Source organism: Rhodococcus sp. W8901 (assembly GCF_013348805.1).
Taxonomy (GTDB): domain Bacteria; phylum Actinomycetota; class Actinomycetes; order Mycobacteriales; family Mycobacteriaceae; genus Prescottella.
On the sequence record NZ_CP054690.1, the window covers coordinates 4460353 to 4477973 of the forward strand.

A 17621-nucleotide genomic window follows, 5' to 3' on the forward strand; every position below is an offset into this window, starting at 1 on the left:
CCCTCCATCAACACCAGACGCTACTGTAACGCCACTCACATGAAGGTATGGGCGCGTTCGGCAACCATGACGGCGGTGGCGTGCGGCCCGCGGCTCGGCACCGACGGCAGGATCGACGTATCGACGACGTACAAACCGTCGATTCCGTGGACGCGACACCGCTCGTCCACCACCGACGACTCCTCGTCGACGCCCATCCGGCAGCTCCCCGACAGGTGCAGCGACGTGCCGAGATGGTCGGCCAGCCAGTCGTCGGACGTCTCGATCCGCTCGGGTTCGAGCAGCCTGCTCATCGGCCCGGAGTGCATGAGGTCGGCGGCGTGGGCCACCCCCGATTGCAGCGCCTCCCGGTCCCGCTCCGATTCGAGATACCGGTACGACACGGTCGGCGCATCGCCGGGGTCGGCCGACACGAGGCGGATCTCGCCACGGCTGCGCGGCTTCATCAGCACCACTCCCAGACAGGGCTTACCGATTCCCGATCCGGGAATCAGATCACCGAATGCCGCCGTGTAGGGCCGCATTTCGATGTCCTCGGTGTTGAGCGTCACCTGCAGGACCGGAGTCCGCGTGGTTCGGGAGACCGGGCGCCGGTACCGGTACGGCAGCACCACCTCGGGATGGTCACTGAACTCCGAACCGACCGCCGGTAGATTCGCGACCACCGGAATTCCCAGCGTCGTCAGATGTTCCGCGTCGCCGATCCCGGACAGCATCAACAGGTGCGGCGTCGCGACGGCGCCGGCGGTGAGCACCACCGTCGACGCCCGAATCGTCCCCACGCGCCCGTCGGTGGTGACCTCGAGTCCCACTACCCGTGTACCGGAGAACAACACCCGGGTGACGGTGGTGTCGGATCGGACGGTGAGGTTCGGCCGGTCCAGATTCGGCAGCAGGTAGGCCGACGCCGGGCCCACCCTGACGCCGTCGCGGATGTTCAGCGGCACCGGGCCGATGCCGTGCGACCCGGGCGCGTTCTTGTCGGGGTCGTCAGGATGTCCCGCGGCGTGCGCGACGTCGGCGAACGCCGCGCTCACCGGATGCCAGCGATCGGCGGGCTCGCGACGCACCGGAATGGGGCCCGTCGTGCCGTGCCACGGACCGTCGAAGTCGGCGTCGGACTCGATCGTCCTGAAGTACGGCAGCACGTGTTCGTACGACCACGACGCCGGCCAGTTCGCGAAGTCGTCCACCTGCGCCCGCACGAAGTACCCCCCGTTGACGGCGCCCGAACCGCCGAGCACGCGTCCACGCGCGATCCAGCCCGTGCGGCCTCTCGTCAACTCCACCGGGTACGGCCAGATCCAACGACTGTCGGGCCCCACCGGAAGCACACCCGCGTCGACGAGTTCGGGCGGGAACTCGGCGGGAATCCGATGGCCCGGACCGGATTCGACGAGCAGAATCCGACGGTCGGGGTCCTCGCTGAGCCGTCCGGCAACCACGCTTCCGCACGAACCGCCGCCGATCACGACGACATCCGCCGACGCTGGAATCTCCCGGATCTCCGGGCTGCCCCGGTCCACCGTCAGCTGCCGATACGCGGCGTCAGCGCCCGCAGGTCACGGGCACGGGCGGCACCCTGCCACAGCCCAGCGCCGTACGCGACGTCGTCGAGACGTTTGAACGCGGTGTGCCGCACCGGCCCCAGCCCGCCGGGCTCGCGGTGCGTCGACCAGTCCACGACGCCCTCGGTGACGGCGACGACGAATGCCAGTCGCCGGATCCGCCGGGACAGCAGGACCGCGAGCAGCGTCACCGGCCAGTAGTGCCGGCACATCGCGGACGCGAGCTGCCACACGCCACCGACGAACCCACGGGCGGCGAGGATCGCGGCGATGCGTGTGGGCTGATCCAGCTCGCGGAACGTGCGGCGCAGACGCAGCATCGTCACCAGCAGGGTGGCGATGCTGCCGAGCAGCCCGATCCGGGTGCATGTCGCCGCCGCGAGGACCGCGAACAGCGTCCACTTCGACATCGAGACCGGCGGCACCATGCCCTCGTGCCGGGCCGCGAGCGGCGCCGCCCCGGTCCCGTAGAACAGCTTGCGGGTGAACCACTTCCCGAACGAGACCCGGTGGTCGTGGGCGACGTGCGCCACGGGCTCGTAGCGCAGGCGCCAACCGCCCTCCTGGAGCCGCCAGCACAGGTCGACGTCCTCGGCGACGTGCATCGACTCGTCGAAGCCGCCCACCTCGACGAGGACGTCCCGTCGCACCAGCATCGCGGCGCTCGGCACGTACGACACCGGGCTGCCGGAGCGGACCGCCGCCTCCTTCCGCCCGAGGTCCAGCGACGACCTCGCGTGCTCGTAGCGGGCCAGCATCGACCCCTCGGGTTCGAGAGCGACGATCCGCGGCGCGACGAGCGCGACCGCAGGATCGCTGAAGTGACCGAGCATCCGTTCGAGCCACCCCGTCTTCGGCAGCACGTCCGAATCCAGAAATGCCACGAAAGGTGTTTCGGCGGAGCGCAATCCGGTATTGCGGGCCGCGGCCGGACCGCGAGAGGTCTCGTGCCGCAGCAGCGTCACGTGCGCCGTGCACCCCGAGAGGTCCGGCAGCTCGAGCGGGGTGCGCGAGCCGTCGTCCACGACGACGACGTTGAGCCCCTTCAGCGCCGGAACGAGCCGGGCGATGCCGTCGACGTTGTCCCGCAGCGGCACCACGACGGTGACGTCGCTCGGCGACGGAGTGGCCATGGGACGCGGGTTCGCGACGCCGGAGTCGAGGAGACGCCGCGCGACCACCGCGGTCTGCGAGTCGACGACCTCGAGGTAGCCGTCCCCGATCATCGCGGCAGCGGCCGGCGCGAGCTTGAGCATTCGCATCGGTGAGCCGCCGATCAGGACCCTGCCTCCCGAGTAGGCGCGCACCTTGGGATCGATACGGATCCCGAACCCGTCGGGCAGGCGAGCATGCTGCATCAGACGATGGTAAGGCTCGATGCGGTAACGGGCAGAACTTGCTGCAAAAAACCCGGACGAATCGCCACACCCGTCACACGAGCCGCCCGTCGGGTCGCAGGGACCAGCCCTCGATTGCCTCGTCAGCCCGGCGAACGAGATCGGCGAACAGCCGCTCGCCCTCCTCGGCGGACGCTCCGGCGGGGTCCCCGAGGATGCCGTTGGGGGTCGCGGCGAGCATGCCACCGGACCGCAGCTGCGGCATCAACTCGACGATCGGTGCAGTGTTTCCCGACTCGGCCCGGTCCATCGCGACGTCGCGCGGTGAAAGGTGCAGCAGCAGGGATGTTTCGGTTCGACCCGCGTGCGCGTCGGCGCCGGGTATCGCGCACGGCAGCCAGGCCACGTCGCGGCCCTCGTAGCGCAGCAGCTCGACGGCCTTCACCAGCGCAGGACCGTTACCGCCGTGCCCATTGACGAACACGACGCGCCGCGCCCACCGACACACCGACCGGCCGTACTCCACGAGGAGGGTCTCGAGCGCGCCCGAGCCGATGGAGACGGTGCCGGGAAACCCCTCGTGCTCCCCGCTCGCGCCGTACTCGATCGCGGGCGCCGCGACGACGTCGGTGAGGGAACGAGTCACCGCCGACGCGATCCGGGTGTCGGTGTCCAGCGGCAGATGCGGGCCGTGCTGCTCGAACGAGCCGACCGGCACCGCGACGGTGAGCGCGTCCCGGGCGACGTCCGGCCACGGGGTGGAGGCGAGGTCCATCGGTCGATCGTAGGCGGCTCGTTTGCACGCGAACCCGATCCACCCACCGTTCTGTCTTGCGCCAAGAAGTTGGCAGGGTTCAGGCGGCGTGTGGACACGAGAGCTTCGGCTGCGCCTGCGACGGTGGTGGCGCGAACACCTCGGCGCAGAAGCGCAACTACCACTCCGCCGCCGCCTCGCCGCCATCCTGCACTGGCTCACCACCGACCATTCGCAACACCCTCCGGGAGCGATCGTCGAGTGCTCGGGACAGATTGCAGGTCAGCACTTTTCCGCGGGCACTGCGGTTCCTACTCAAACCACGGGACCACGGCGTGCGTCACCGTGTCGTCGACACCGGCCGGAGAGACAACGAGCTCGAAGACCGGGTCGTCGCCGGACGCGAACTCGCGGAGCAGGATCCGATATCGTCCTGCGGGGACCGAGAGTCGGGAGTCGGGATCGTCGGGCTCCGGTCGTTCATCGTCGAACTGCGCGGCCATCGTGAGTTGCGTGTAGTCAGTCAGCCAGACGCCGTCGGCCGCGTCGATCACTCCTGCCGCTTCCCGCTCGGCCCGCTGCGACGACCCCTCCGCGACGATCCGCAGCTCTCCGCCTGCGGCATCGGGACCCGCGTAGGCGACGAACAGTGCACCGCGGCTCATCTGTTCGGCGAACCGCGTCAGGAGCTCGTCCAACCCCCAGTCTGTACCGACGAATCCGTCGTAGGGGCCTGCGGCGACAAGGCATATGAACCCGTCCTCGTCCACGGAGGTGATACGCGGGATACCGGGCACACTCATGCGTTACATGGTAACCAGCGGGGCACCAATACAGGTTTGGCAACACACCTATGATTTCGTAAATGACTTGGACACCTGCAGCATTGACGATATACGCGCCCGCCCAACGCGTTGGTGGAGATCGGCTGGCGACCATTGACGCTGCTCGAGCCGCCGAGTCAGTTCGACAACCAGCCATGTGATCCCGAGGACGATGGCAACCGGCCACCAGGCGGCTACGGCTCATCGGATACCTCCTTCGAGCGGATCGAGCCCCTCGCACACAGCCCGTCCAGGCTGACACCACGCCCACAGATCGCCACGCCTACCGCGAACTCCTCGACGACGCCGACGTCGCCTGGATGCCGTGGGTGGGGCCGCTCACCATCGATACCGCCCGCCGCATCGCCTGCGACTGCACTCTTACACCCGTCCTCATGGACGATGGCGCCCCACTCGACCTCGGCCGCACCACCCGCACACCACGAAGGTCGCCACCCAGGTTCACACCACCGAGTTCGATCGACCCCCACAAGAAGCCGATCCCGGCGCACAACAGAGCGGGCCCTCAGGCTGCCTGAACACGGGATCTACAGCGACACCGCCACCTGATACCCCTCGAGCACCGCGGCGTGCGAGCGCCGCGGTGTGACGGCGTCCCCGATGCGATGCACCTCGAACGGGACGGAATTGCTGCGCGACAATGCTTTCCACAGACCTTCGTCGGGTTCCTGGTGGATCGCACACACCACCCAGTCGAATCCGTCCGTGCGCGAGTCTCCGGTCAGGTGGTACTCCATCGCCACCCGCAGCCGGCCCGATTCCCCGACGACACCGACGACCCCGACGTCGGTCCACTGTTCGATGCCGGCGCGGTGCGCGCGCCGCTGCCACCCCTCCATGTCCAGGGTGACACCGAGGTCCTGCGCGACGCTCATGCCGGGCGACGCGATCGTCACCGCGCACCCGCGCGCTGCCAAGGTCTCCGCCACCGACGGCCCCTGCTGGAAACCGAGTTCGTCCACCACGAGAACACGGCCGTGCGGATCGGCCCGCCCCTCGAGGACATCGCGGGCATGGACGACGCGTGTGCACTCTCCCGCCCACCACGGCCGGACCGGACGCGCGCCCGTCGCCACGACGACGACATCCGGCGCCAGTTCGCCGAGCATGTCCACGCCGACGTCGACCCCCGTCTCGATCCGCACGCCGCGGCGCTCGCACTCCCCCGCCAGGTTCCACACCAGATCGCCGAGTTCACCGCGGCCGGCCGCCGAGGCCGCCACCCGGATCTGCCCACCCAGCACGCCCGACCGCTCGTACAGCGTCACGCGGTGCCCACGCTCCGCCGCGGTCGCTGCGGCAGACAACCCGGCTGGGCCACCGCCCACCACCACGACCCGGCGTCCGGGCATGCGCGGTTGCGGCAGCGGCACCGATTCCCTACCGGCACGCGGATTCTCGACGCATCCGAGCCACCGCCCCAGCCCCATGCGTCCGACGCATTCCTGATTGCACGACAGGCAGGTACGGATCTCGTCGGCGGCACCCTGCCGCGCCTTCGCCACGAAGTCCGGGTCGGCGATCTGGCCGCGCACCACACCGATCAGATCGCAGCGCCCCTCGACCAGGGCCCGCTCGGCCTCCGCCGGTTCCTTCAGCCGCCCCACCCCGACCACCGGCAGCGAGACACCGCGCCGGATCGCGTCGGAGATGTGCAGCGCATAGCCGCGTGGTGTCGCCATGGACGGCTCCACCAGATGCAGAGTCTCGGTCGCCACGCCCATCGTGGTGTTGATGTAGTCGACGGCGCCCGTCGCCTCCACCAGTCGCGCCACGGTCACCGCCTCGTCCAGCACGATGCCACCGGAAACCTGCTCGTCGCCCGAGAGCCGCACGCCGAGAATGAGATCCGGACCGATCGCCGCACGCACCGCCGCGATCACCTCGAGCAGGAACCGCGCACGGTTCTCCACCACACCGCCGTAGTCATCGGTCCGCAGATTCGTCTGCCGAGCGAGGAATCCGCGGATCAGCGACGACTGCGACCCCTGCAGTTCGACACCGTCGAATCCACCATCGCGGCAGTGCCCGGCAACGGTGGCGTAGCCGGCGACCAGCTCGGCGATCTCGTCTGCTGCGAGGGCCTTGGGCACCTCCCGGAACAACGGGTCCGGCACCGGGCTCGGCGCCCACAGCGGGCGGCGGGAATACATGCCCGACCCCTGACCGCCGTTGTGATTGAGCTGCGCGAGGATCACCGTGCCGTGTCCGTGCACGGCATCGGTGATCCTGCGGTATCCCTCGACCACCTCGGGGCGGTACCCGTGAATCACCTTCTCGTACGGCCAGTCCGAGGGGTGGACGCACTGCTCCTCGGTGACGATCATCCCCGCTCCGCCGGCAGCCCGGGCCGCGTAGTACGCGGCGTGCTGCTCGGTGGGCAGGCCGGCGCACGCGTAGTTCGTCAGGTGCGCGGTGAACACGACCCGATTGGCCAGCGTGCGCGAGCCCAGGCGGAGCGGGGAGAACAACATCGGATACTGCCCGGTCAGACCTTGGTGTTGCCCTGGTCCAGAGCCACCTGGCTGGCCGTGACGGTCTTGGAGCCGTCACCCGCGAGCCACAGCACCGCATCCGAGATGTCGTCCGGGTCGGCGATCGGCTTCTCGGTGAGAATCGGCGCGAAGTTCGGCCCGTAGTGCGGGTACTGCTGCAGGATCACGAGGCTGCCCTGATCGGTACCCATGTGCGTGTTGACGCCGTACGGGTGGATCGAGTTGACGCGAATCCTGTACTCGCCCAGCTCCTTCGCAGCAGCCTGAGTCAGGCCGACGAGACCGAACTTCGACGCCGCATAGTGCGCCTGACCGGGAAGTGCCTTCATGCCGGCGACGGAGCTGACGACGATGATGGAGCCACCGTTGCCCGCCTCGATCATCGCCGGCACCGCCGCCTTGAGGGTCTTGAAGGAGCCGGTGAGGTTGATGTCGATCAGCGTCTCCCACTGCTCGTCCGACATCTCCCAGAAGCGGTTCCAGTTGCAGATGCCGGCGTTGGCGACGACGATGTCGAGCCGGCCGAACTGCTCCACACCCGCGTCGACGACGGCCTTCAGCGCCGCGCTGTCACGGACGTCGGCCTCGCGGGCGAAGATCTTGGCGCCCTCGGCCTCGACGAGGCGAACGGTCTCCGCGAGGTCCTCGGACGTCGCCGCGTCGTACGTGTTGTCGTCCGTGACGGACTTGCACACGTCCACCGCAATGATGGATGCGCCCTCACGCGCCAGTCGCACGGCGTGCGTGCGACCCTGGCCGCGCGCCGCACCCGTGATGAAAGCAACCTTGCCGTCGAACTGCCCCACAGTGTTCTCCTAACGGTCGACTAACGTGAACCGGCGCCGAGACGCCCCTGACAACTCCGCGAGGTGACCCTCGCGGACAGCTTCGAGCACGGACCGGGGCGCGACGCAGTCGCCGATCCGCTCATCCTGCGGACCACCCGCGCCCACCGACTCGTTCGGCAGTCGATGCGAGCAGTCCACGAATACTGCGCACGGTACGCGGGTCCGCACGCCCGTGAACCGGTTCTCCAGCAGCACTTCTCCCGCGGCGGCCGACACCGGGATCGCCGCGAGATGCCGCGCGACACCCGCCCGCTGCACGCGCGCGTTCGCGCCGACCAGATCCCCGGTGGGCCCCAGCCGGGATCCGATCAGCTGATCGGGCGTCGCGATCGCCACCTCGCGGTCCTGCTCGGCCAGCCACAGCGCCACCGACACCGCGACGGGGCCACCGACGGGGTCGAACAGCACGACGGGCCCGGGTTCGAGCACCGCGCCCGCCAGCACATCCGCCGCGGTCACCGCCTGCACCCCGGCACCGACGGGGCACGGCGCGGGTCGCGGGCTGCTGCCGGTCGCGTGCACGACCAGCGTCCCGGCGGTACGGGCCTCGGCCAGTTCCGCGGCGCCCAGCTCGATGTCCGTCCGGATGTCCACCCCGAGCCGGCGGCATTCCGCCTCGAGCCAGTCGACCAACATCGCCAGTCGCACGCGCCCGGCCCCGACGGCCGCCGTGCGCAGCATGCCGCCGGTTCGAGCAGCTTTCTCCGTCAACGTCACCCGGACGCCGCGCTGTGCGAGCGCGCGTGCCGCCTCGAGGCCCGCCGGACCACCACCCACCACGAGCGCCGACTCCACGGCGACGACGGGCTCGGGATCGACCGTCTCGTGTCCGGCCGACGGGTTACCGATACACGTGACGATCGGATTGCGCGGATCGCGGACGAGGCACGTCTGATTGCACAGCACGCACGGGCGCGGCACGAGGCCGTCCCGAACCCGCGCCACAAGGTCCGGGTCCGCGATCTGCGCACGGGTCATCTCGACCAGATCGGCGACGCCGTCGTCGAGGGCGCCCTGCGCCTGATCGGCACCGACGACGCTGCCCTGCAGCACCACCGGGACGCGTCCGCCTGCGGCCTCGCGCATCGCCCGGCACAGCTCGACGTTGAATCCGGGCTCGCTCTGCATGTCCGGCCGGTAGGCGGCGGTGGTGAACGGACCGCCGCGCACGACCACCAGCAGGTCCACTGAATCGGACAGCGCACCAACCTGTTCGGCAGCCTCGTCGGGGGCGACACCGGCCCAGGGAGCGAGTTCGTCGCAGCAGAGTCGCAACGACAGGATCCGGCCGTCGCCGAGTTCGGCGCGCACCGCGGAGATCACTTCGCGGGTGAGGCGCAGCCGGTCGGCGCCGTACGGGTCGGCGCGACGGTTGGTGAGTCCCGAATGGAACTGTCGCAGCAGGGAGAAGGGGCCGGCGTCGAGTTCGACCCCGTCCGCCCCTGCGGCTGCTGCGACTCGCGCTGCCGCCCCGAAACCCTCGACGAGCGAGTCGATCTGGGCCTGTCCCATCTCCATCGGTAGCTCACGCGAGATCGGGTCCGGGAACCGGGACGGCGCCCACAACGCGGCCTGCGACCACGCGCTGGACCCCTGCAGGCCGGTGTGCCCGAGACCCGCCAGCACCAGCGTTCCGTGCGGCCGGCACGCGGCGACCACGTCGGCCCAGCCTGATCCGCATCGGGCCGCCAGCGGGGCGCGCTCGTACGGCCAGTCAGACTCGTGCACGGATGCGGTCTCGGTGACGATCACTCCGGCGCCGCCGCGGGCCCGCCGCTCGTAGTACGCGACGTGGCGCGGCGACAGCGCACGGCCGTCACCCAGATTGGTCTCGTGCGGGCCGAACAGCACCCTGGACGGGATATCGTGCCCGGCCAGGGTGAACTGCTCGGTGAGGTTGCCGCGCATCGGGTCGTGTCCGACGCGAGGGTTCTAGCCGACGCCCAGGTCGCGACGGAATCCCTCGGGCACCACCAGGTCGGCGGGGCTCAGATCCTGAATCGACTTGTGACCCAAGCCCAGCACGGCGGAATCGATGCCGCCGCGCAGGATGTCGAGAACGTTCTCGACACCGGCCTGACCGTTGGCCGAGAGGCCCCACAGGTACGCGCGACCGATCATGACTGCGCGGGCACCGAGCGCGAGCGCCTTGACGACGTCACTGCCGCGGCGGATGCCGCCGTCGAGCACGACCTCCATCTGGTCACCGACCGCCTCAGCGATGGCCGGCAGCGCGCGGATCGGGGCCGGGGTGCCGTCGAGGTTGTTGCCGCCGTGGTTCGACACCGAGATCGCCGAGCAACCGGCATCGAGGGCGCGCTTGGCGTCGTCGACGCGCATGACGCCCTTGAGCATGAACGGTCCGCCCCACTGCTCACGCAGCCACGCGACGTCGTCCCACGTCGGCAGCGGCGTGCCCATCCACTGGCCGTACGCGCCGAAGAAGGTGGGCGGCTGCTGGCCCGGCGCCGCCAGGTTGGGCGTCGTCAGATCCGGGACCTTGCCCGTCTTGGCGAACTCCCACAGCCACTTCGGGCGGGTGATGCCCTCGGGCGCGAACTGGAACATCGCCTTGAGATCCATCTTCTCGGGGATCGACGGGCTGCCCCAGTCGCGCCCGTTGGAGAAGGACCAGTCGAGCGTGATGATCAGCCCGGTCGCACCCGCGGCGCGGGCGCGCTCCATACGCTGGAGCAGAGTGTCGCGGTCGCCCACCCAGTACATCTGGAAGAAGGTCTGCGGGTTGGCCGCGGCCACCTCCTCGATGGACTTGCTCGCGAACGAGCTGAGCCCGATCGCGGTGCCCCGGGCCGCCGCGGCGCGCGCGACCGCGACCTCGCCGTCCGGGTGCACTGCCTGCACACCGGTGGGCGAGATCATGACAGGCATCGAAATGGGCTGGCCCATAACGGTGGTCGACAGATCTCGCTCACCGCTCAGCCCGGCGACGTGCGGCGCGAACCCCAGTTCGGTGAATGCCGAGATGTTGTCATCGACGGTCAGACCCTTCTCGGATCCGGCGACGAGCGCCGCATACACCGACTTCGGCAGGCGCTTCTTCGCCCGCCGCTGCGCCTCTGCGACCGTCTCGAACCAGGCACTCTTGGCCATGTCAAACCTCTCGTACTGCGGTAGATATTGTTCGTCTATTCCATTCCGGCAAGCGGGTTTTCATCACAGATCTTGGCCGGCGGACGCATGAGCAGGGTGAGCGGAACCGGTGCCTTCGGCGTGCGACGCTCGGCGCGTTTTCCGGTCCGCGAATGGTCCTGGCTGGACTTGGGCACGCTGCGGTCGGCCGCGAGTGCCGACTCTCCGTAGCCCTGGACGCACTCGGGGTCCGGGCCGTCCATCGGCAGGCCCGTGAAGAACTTGGCCGCCATGCAGCCGCCGCGGCAGGAGTCGTAGTGGTCGCACTTGGCGCATGCGCCCCCGGTCTGCGGCGACCGCAGATCCTGGAACAGCTCCGAGTGCTGCCACACCTGCTGGAAACCGCCGTCGGAGACGATGTTTCCGGCGAGGAACTGGTCGTGGATCGCGAACGGGCACGCGTAGACGTCGCCGATCGGATCGATCAGGCACACGACACGGCCGGCGCCGCACAGGTTCAGCCCCGGCAGTGCGTCACCGTACGCGGACAGGTGGAAGAACGAGTCACCCGTGAGCACGCCCTCGCCGTTCGCGACCAGCCAGTTGTACAGCTCGCGCTGCTGCTCCTGGGTGGGATGCAACTCGTCCCACACGTCGGCGCCACGGCCGGACGGACGAAGTCGCGTAATGCGCAGCGTCGCACCGTACTTGTCGGCGAGCGCCTTGAAGTCGTCGAGCTGGCTCACGTTCTGGCGCGTGACGACGACCGAGATCTTCGCGTCCTTGAACCCGGCCTCGGCCAGGTTCTCCAGCGCACGGACGGCCATCGCGAACGAACCCGGGCCGCGCACCGCGTCGTTCACCTCGGCGGTCGCACCGTCGAGGGAGATCTGGACGTCGACGTAGTCGCTCGACGCGAGGCGCTGTGCCACCTTCTTGTCGATCTTGACGCCGTTGGTGGAGAACTTCACGCCCACCTGGTGCTCGGTCGCGTAGTCGACGAGCTCCCAGAAGTCGGAACGCACGGTGGGCTCACCGCCACCGATGTTGACGTAGAACACCTGCATGCGCTGCAGTTCGTCGATGATCGACTTGCACTGCTCCGTGGACAGCTCACGCGGATCCCGGCGCCCCGAGGACGACAGGCAGTGCACACAGGACAGGTTGCAGGCGTAGGTGAGTTCCCACGTGAGGCAGATCGGCGCGTCGAGACCGAGTTCGAACTGGTCGACTAGTCGACCCACGGCAGGGGCGGGCGGCTCGAGAACTGAGGTCATGGGGCTGCGTCCTCACATCGGGGATGTCTGGTTGGGTGCATGTGTGGAGATGAGGCAGAGATCAGGACGGCACGATCATGTGCGAGTCGGCCAGGGTCTCGAGGGCGCGCAGGTACGGCCGGGCCGCATCCTCCTCGATGCCCTGAGCCGACAGAGCGGCCCGGACGTCCGGGTGCTCCGGCAGGGATTCGACGATCGCGACGATGGTCCGGTTCTTCAGGAACGAGAGCTTGCGCGTTCCGAAGTGGTAGAGCAGCGCCCCGAAAGGTTCGGGGCGCAGCGCCACCTGCGGGTGAAGCTTCCACGCCGCGTCGAGATCGATCGTGCCGGCCGACGAGCTATTGCCGGCGGCTGGTGTGGACACGATCAGTACACGCCGCACATACCGTCGATGGAAACCTCTTCGACGAGGGACTCCTCGACGAGCGAGCTCTCGTTGGCAGAAATGACACTGTCGCGATCGGACATCGATTCCTCCTCCAATTCGGACCCCAGGAGCGGAGTCTGCGGTCATAGTGACGTCTTCACTGTGACTCGACTCACCACTGTAATGGCATCGGGTGCACAATGACTAGTGAAGGAGGCCACACAGGTGCGAACTCGCAGGAGCCCGTCGTCGCGGATCGGTAGGAGACCGACCACGACACGTGACCGCATCGCGGCGGTCGGCATCGACCTGTTCGCTGCCCGCGGGTTCGACGACACCAGCGTCGACGACATCGCCGAAGCGGCGGGAATCGCGCGACGCACGTTCTTCCGGTACTTCCCGTCCAAGAACGCGGTGCCGTGGGGCGACTTCGACGCGCACATGTCGGAGATGCGCACCCTGCTCGCGGAAATGCCGGACGACATGTCCATCCTCGACAGCCTCGTCTCGGCCGTGCTGGCGTTCAACACATTTCCGCCCGAGGTCGCGGCCGGTCACCGTCGGCGCATGGAACTGATCTTCGTCGTGCCGGCGCTGCAGGCGTACTCGGTGGTGATGTACGACGGCTGGCGCAAGGTGATCGCCGAATACGTCGCCGGGAGACTGGGGCTCGCGCCCACCGATCAGCTCCCCAAGACGGTCGGCTACCTGCTGCTCGGCGTCGCACTCGGGGCGTACGAGACGTGGCTGACCGACGAGTCGCTCGACCTGATCGACCTCATCGCCCAGGGCAGCCGGGTGCTCTACACCGGCCTCGCCGACCTGCACGAACCACTCCTGAACGGGGCCGCCCACCATGACGCTTGATTCGCTCGCCCCCTGCGCCCCGGGCCTGTGGTCGCACGACCATGTCACCGTCGAACGCATCCCGAGCGGGCCGATCACACTGACCCGGAGCGGGGATTCCCTGCACGTCCGGCACGCACTGGGCCCCGAGGCCCTCAGCGAACGACTGGTCGCCGAGGTCACCGCATCGATCGGGGACGCCGACTTCGGCCAGACGGAGTTCGAGCTCACGATGGTGGGCCTGGTCCGCTCCACCGTGCCGGACGCCCTCGAGTCGTGGACCGTCTACTACCGCAACTCGCTCGAGGAACTCCTCGACGGCACCGCGGACTTCGCGCCGATCCACGACAAGGCGGCCGAACTGGTCCGCGGGAGCGTCCTCGACCTGGGCTCCTGCTTCGGGTTCCTGCCGCTGCGCCTGGCCCGCGCGGGCGTCCCGGTCACCGCGACCGACATCCTGCCGGGCACCATGACGCTGCTCGACGCGGTCGCGCCCCGCCTCGGCATCCCGATCTCGACCCTCGTGTGCGACGCCGCGAACGTCCCGGCGCCCGACGACAGCGCCGACACCGTCACCGCGGTCCACCTGCTCGAGCACGTCGATCCCGCGACGGGCGCCGCCGTGCTCGCCGAGGCCCTGCGCATCGCCCGTGAGCGCGTCGTGGTCGCGGTCCCGTACGAGGACGAGGCCACCGCCTGCCACGGCCACGTCCGCACGTTCGACGCCGACGCCCTCCGCGAACTCGGCAGATCCACGGGTCGCCCCTTCGAGGTCTTCGACCACCACGGTGGGTGGCTGGTCCTCGAGGCCTGATTTCTCGAGAACCCCGATATCGCGCTCGAGAACGCTCCCGATCAGCGGGAGCCGGAAGCGGAGAATTACCATCGCCCCGGTAGCGTCGCTACGCTGCTACGCTGAAACTAGAACACGTTCTAAACTGATCCACGAGAGGACCAGAGTTCGCATGACCACTATCGACGTGCCGCACAGCTCTCGATCCGCGGTGCTCACCGTGTCCGGGGTGATCGAGGAGACCCCCGATTCGCGGTCGCTGGTCTTCGACGTCCCCGCGGACATGAGGAGCAAGTTCCAGTACAAGCCCGGCCAGTTCCTGACGCTGCGCATCCCGAGCGACCTGACCGGCTCGGTCGCCCGCTGCTACTCCCTCGCGAGCTCGCCGTTCACCGACGACGCGCCCAAGGTCACCGTCAAGCGGACCGCCGAGGGCTACGGCTCCAACTGGCTCTGCGACAACGTCTCCGTCGGTGACCAGATCGAGGTGCTGCCGCCGTCGGGCGTCTTCACCCCGAAGTCGCTCGACCACGACTTCCTGCTGTTCGGCGCGGGCAGCGGCATCACCCCGGTGATGTCGATCCTCAAGTCGGCGCTGACCGAGGGCAAGGGCAAGGTCGTCCTCGTCTACGCCAACAACGACGAGAGCTCGGTGATCTTCGCGGCCGAGCTGCGCGAGCTGGCCGCCAAGTACGCCGACCGCCTCACGATCATCCACTGGATCGTGAGCCTGCAGGGCCTGCCGTCGGCCGCGCAGTTCGCGACGCTCGCGGCCCCGTTCACGTCGCACGAGGCCTTCATGTGCGGCCCCGGCCCGTTCATGGACACCATCCACGCCGCCCTGGCCGACGCCGGAATGCCGCGCGCGCAGGTCCACGCCGAGGTGTTCAACTCCCTCGCCGGCGACCCGTTCAAGGACGTCGAGCTCGAGGAGGTCTCCGAGGAAGAGGCCGCCGACGCCGCGACCGTCGAGATCGAGCTGGACGGCGAGACCCACAGCTTCGCGTGGCCGCGCAAGCAGACCCTCGTCGACGTCATGCTGTCGAAGGGCCTGGACGTGCCGTACTCCTGCCAGGAGGGCGAGTGCGGTTCGTGCGCCTGCACCGTCCGTGAGGGCGAGGTGTCCATGGATCACGCCGGCGTCCTCGACCAGGAGGACATCGACAACGGCTACATCCTGGGCTGCCAGGCCAAGCCGGTGAGCGATCACCTCAAGATCGAGTTCTGATACTCGGCTCGAGTCCTTCCGAGAGGCCCGATTCCACCGTCCGGTGGGGTCGGGCCTCTCGCTTTCCGGCGGTGTCCGGCGCCGTCCTGCTCGAGGCCGAATGTCACATCGGTTCAGTCCAACTGGACCCATGTGACATTCGGTCACCGTTTCGTGCCCTGAACTGCACAATCCTGCAACAAGAGTGCAATCCGGACATATTGATCGGCCGGTCAGTCAGCGTGACACTGAGGTGAGGACACAATCCTTTCCGAGGAGGCTGGACATGAAGGCATCAACTCGTTGGCAGGACTACGCGGCTGTCATCATCGGCGCCTACGCCGCCCTCTCACCGTTGTGGATCGCCACCGACAGCGGCGCCCGGTGGTCGCTGATCGTGCTCGGTGTGCTCGTCGCCCTGGCCGGCCTGGCGAGCATGGCGCGGCCCGGGATGGCCGCGGTCGACTACGCGATGGGCGTGTTCGGCGTCCTGATGTTCATCTCCCCGTGGGTCATGAACTTCAGCTCGATGACCGGGGCATCGTGGACGGCCTGGGTGGTCGGAGCACTGACCGTGGTGGTCGCCGTCGCCGGGTTGCCGGCGATGAGTGCCCGGATGCACGGACACGGCGGTGTCGCCGCGCACTGAGATACGCGGACAAGCACCGACAAGCACCGTCAAGCACCGACAGGCACCGACAAACGAAACGAACGCACATCCGACAACCTCACGAAACGTCGGTGGGGTGGGGGCCGAAGCCCTCACCCCACCGACGTGCTACCGGAGACCCCCGATGCCGCAGCGACGGCGCAGCGCCAAGATCGACGGTGACGCACGCGAGAAGATCCTCGACGCCGCGGAATCGCTGATCGCGGAGCGTGGATTCGACGCCACCTCGACCGCCGCAGTGGCCGCGGCCGCCGGGGTGCCCAAGGGCCTGATCTTCTACTACTTCGCAACCAAGGCCGACATCCTCACCGCGCTGCTGGCCGAACGGTTGCCCGCCGAGCCACTCGAAGACGTCGACCCCCTCGTCGCGCCCGGCGACCCGGCGACCAGCCTGGTCAACCTCGACAACGCTCTCAACCTGCGTGACGATCACTCGTCGCTGATGCGGGTGATCATCTTGCGGGAGGCCGAGACGCACCCGGACATCCGTGACCACCTGCGACGATTCCGCTCGTATCTGCACGACGCGACGGTCCGCGTGTTGCAGGCCAGTGCCGCCGGCCCGGTGCAGCCGGGAACCCTGCGGGCCTGCGCGAACGCGTGGGTCGCGGCGATGTTCTCGGCCGCCCGCAATGACCGGACGCGCGACCTCGACGACGTCCTGCGGCGCCCCGGCGACGAGTTGGGCAGCGTTGCCCGGGTGGTGGCAGCCGGGATGGTCCAGCTCGGCTGACGCGACCGGATCAGCGCGAGGGCGCGGCGAGCAGGAGCCGTCCGGCATCGAACGCGGCGGCACTGACCGGCAGCTCGCCCATGGTCCCACTCAGTAGGACTTCGACGGTTCCCTGCCCGGTCGTGTCGCGTCCGAGCGCATCGATGCGGCGCAGTGTCTGTGCCGCGACAGCCTCGGCGCTGTCGAACAGCACGACCCCGTCGGGCAGGTGTGCGGCGATCTCGTCCGCGACGAGCGGATAGTGGGTACACCCGAGCACGACACCGCTGACGTCGTCTGGCGTGCGGGCCGCCGCGGACGCGATGGCCGCCCGCGCGGCCTCGACGTCACCGAGATCGATCGCGTCGGCCAGACCGTGGCACGCGACGCCCACCACCGAGCTGCCGTTCGCGAACTCCTCGACCAGATTCGCCTGGTAGGCGCTCGCCGTGGTCGCGGCGGTGGCCCAGATGGCGACCGAATCGCACACCGCGGCCGCCGGCTTGATCGCCGGCACCGTGCCGATGACGGGGATGCCGTCGCCGAGGTCGGCGCGCACATGGTCGAGCGCGGTGACGCTCGCGGTGTTGCACGGCAGCACCACCACCTCGGCACCCCGGTCGACCGCCCGGCGCGCGGTGCCGACCACCCGGTCGATCACCCACTGCTCGTCCCGCGGTCCCCACGGCGCGTTCTCCGGGTCGAGCGACAGCATCAGATCCAGATCCGGCCGCAACCGACGCAGCCACGCAGACGTCGGAAGCAGTCCGAGACCCGAGTCGATGAGCGCAACGATCACCCGACAAATCTAG

The 17621-nt window shown here is 68.9% G+C and carries 17 protein-coding genes; 5 read left to right on the forward strand and 12 right to left on the reverse strand.

The genetic code is table 11. The features are described 5' to 3' along the window. Positions 1-35 precede the first annotated feature (35 nt). From mftG to mftA, 11 genes are all read right to left on the reverse strand, one after another. Positions 36-1526 (reverse strand): mycofactocin dehydrogenase MftG, encoded by a 1491-nt coding sequence (mftG, locus tag HUN07_RS20735; protein ID WP_254622619.1) that lies wholly within the window; start codon positions 1524-1526, stop codon positions 36-38. A 2-nt stretch (positions 1527-1528) separates the two neighbouring features. Then, the gene (gene mftF / locus HUN07_RS20740; RefSeq protein WP_174912421.1) at positions 1529-2926 is read right to left on the reverse strand and encodes a mycofactocin biosynthesis glycosyltransferase MftF; all 1398 of its coding nucleotides are present in this window, start codon (positions 2924-2926) and stop codon (positions 1529-1531) included. Between the two features lie 73 nt (positions 2927-2999). After that, entirely contained in the window at positions 3000-3680 is a 681-nt protein-coding gene (gene mftE, locus HUN07_RS20745; RefSeq protein WP_114718813.1) for a mycofactocin biosynthesis peptidyl-dipeptidase MftE, read from the reverse strand. Between the two features lie 290 nt (positions 3681-3970). After that, a complete protein-coding gene (locus tag HUN07_RS20750; protein WP_174912424.1) occupies positions 3971-4462 on the reverse strand; it encodes a hypothetical protein in 492 nt (163 codons plus the stop codon). 569 nt (positions 4463-5031) lie between these two features. Next, positions 5032-6978 carry a mycofactocin system FadH/OYE family oxidoreductase 2 gene (locus HUN07_RS20760; protein WP_174912427.1) on the reverse strand — a complete coding sequence of 649 codons (1947 nt, stop codon included), beginning with the start codon at positions 6976-6978 and terminating at the stop codon, positions 5032-5034. Positions 6979-6992: 14 nt separating this feature from the next. Then, a complete protein-coding gene (locus tag HUN07_RS20765; protein ID WP_114718809.1) occupies positions 6993-7805 on the reverse strand; it encodes a mycofactocin-coupled SDR family oxidoreductase in 813 nt (270 codons plus the stop codon). Between the two features lie 9 nt (positions 7806-7814). After that, positions 7815-9755, reverse strand: a complete 1941-nt coding sequence (locus tag HUN07_RS20770) for a mycofactocin system FadH/OYE family oxidoreductase 1 (protein ID WP_174912430.1) — start codon at positions 9753-9755, stop codon at positions 7815-7817. A gap of 24 nt (positions 9756-9779) precedes the next feature. After that, positions 9780-10958, reverse strand: a complete 1179-nt coding sequence (gene mftD, locus HUN07_RS20775) for a pre-mycofactocin synthase MftD (protein WP_174912432.1) — start codon at positions 10956-10958, stop codon at positions 9780-9782. 35 nt (positions 10959-10993) lie between these two features. Then, on the reverse strand, positions 10994-12214 hold the full coding sequence (mftC, locus tag HUN07_RS20780) for a mycofactocin radical SAM maturase (RefSeq protein WP_174912435.1): 1221 nt from the start codon (positions 12212-12214) through the stop codon (positions 10994-10996). Positions 12215-12275: 61 nt separating this feature from the next. Beyond that, positions 12276-12596: a mycofactocin biosynthesis chaperone MftB gene (mftB, locus tag HUN07_RS20785; RefSeq protein WP_397484269.1), complete on the reverse strand. Its 321-nt coding sequence runs from the start codon at positions 12594-12596 to the stop codon at positions 12276-12278. Further along, on the reverse strand, positions 12581-12682 hold the full coding sequence (gene mftA / locus HUN07_RS20790) for a mycofactocin precursor MftA (RefSeq protein WP_103143061.1): 102 nt from the start codon (positions 12680-12682) through the stop codon (positions 12581-12583). Before mftA ends, mftB begins: the two co-directional genes overlap by 16 nt. A gap of 124 nt (positions 12683-12806) precedes the next feature. Between mftA and mftR the strand changes: the two genes are divergently transcribed. The 5 genes from mftR (at position 12807) to HUN07_RS20815 (ending at position 16830) form a co-directional block, all read left to right on the forward strand. Beyond that, the gene (mftR, locus tag HUN07_RS20795; protein ID WP_174912438.1) at positions 12807-13448 is read left to right on the forward strand and encodes a mycofactocin system transcriptional regulator; all 642 of its coding nucleotides are present in this window, start codon (positions 12807-12809) and stop codon (positions 13446-13448) included. Continuing rightward, the gene (gene mftM, locus HUN07_RS20800; RefSeq protein ID WP_174912441.1) at positions 13438-14241 is read left to right on the forward strand and encodes a mycofactocin oligosaccharide methyltransferase MftM; all 804 of its coding nucleotides are present in this window, start codon (positions 13438-13440) and stop codon (positions 14239-14241) included. The genes mftR and mftM overlap by 11 nt, the downstream gene beginning before the upstream one ends. Before the next feature lie 151 nt (positions 14242-14392). Next, on the forward strand, positions 14393-15448 hold the full coding sequence (locus HUN07_RS20805; RefSeq protein WP_174912443.1) for a ferredoxin--NADP reductase: 1056 nt from the start codon (positions 14393-14395) through the stop codon (positions 15446-15448). Positions 15449-15713: 265 nt separating this feature from the next. Then, positions 15714-16076 carry an SPW repeat protein gene (locus tag HUN07_RS20810; protein ID WP_174912446.1) on the forward strand — a complete coding sequence of 121 codons (363 nt, stop codon included), beginning with the start codon at positions 15714-15716 and terminating at the stop codon, positions 16074-16076. A gap of 145 nt (positions 16077-16221) precedes the next feature. Beyond that, positions 16222-16830, forward strand: coding sequence for a TetR/AcrR family transcriptional regulator (locus HUN07_RS20815; RefSeq protein ID WP_174912449.1), 609 nt, complete (start codon positions 16222-16224; stop codon positions 16828-16830). A 10-nt stretch (positions 16831-16840) separates the two neighbouring features. Here HUN07_RS20815 and HUN07_RS20820 read toward each other — a convergent pair whose 3' ends face one another. After that, a complete protein-coding gene (locus HUN07_RS20820; protein WP_174912452.1) occupies positions 16841-17608 on the reverse strand; it encodes a glutamate racemase in 768 nt (255 codons plus the stop codon). Between the last annotated feature and the right edge of the window lie 13 nt (positions 17609-17621).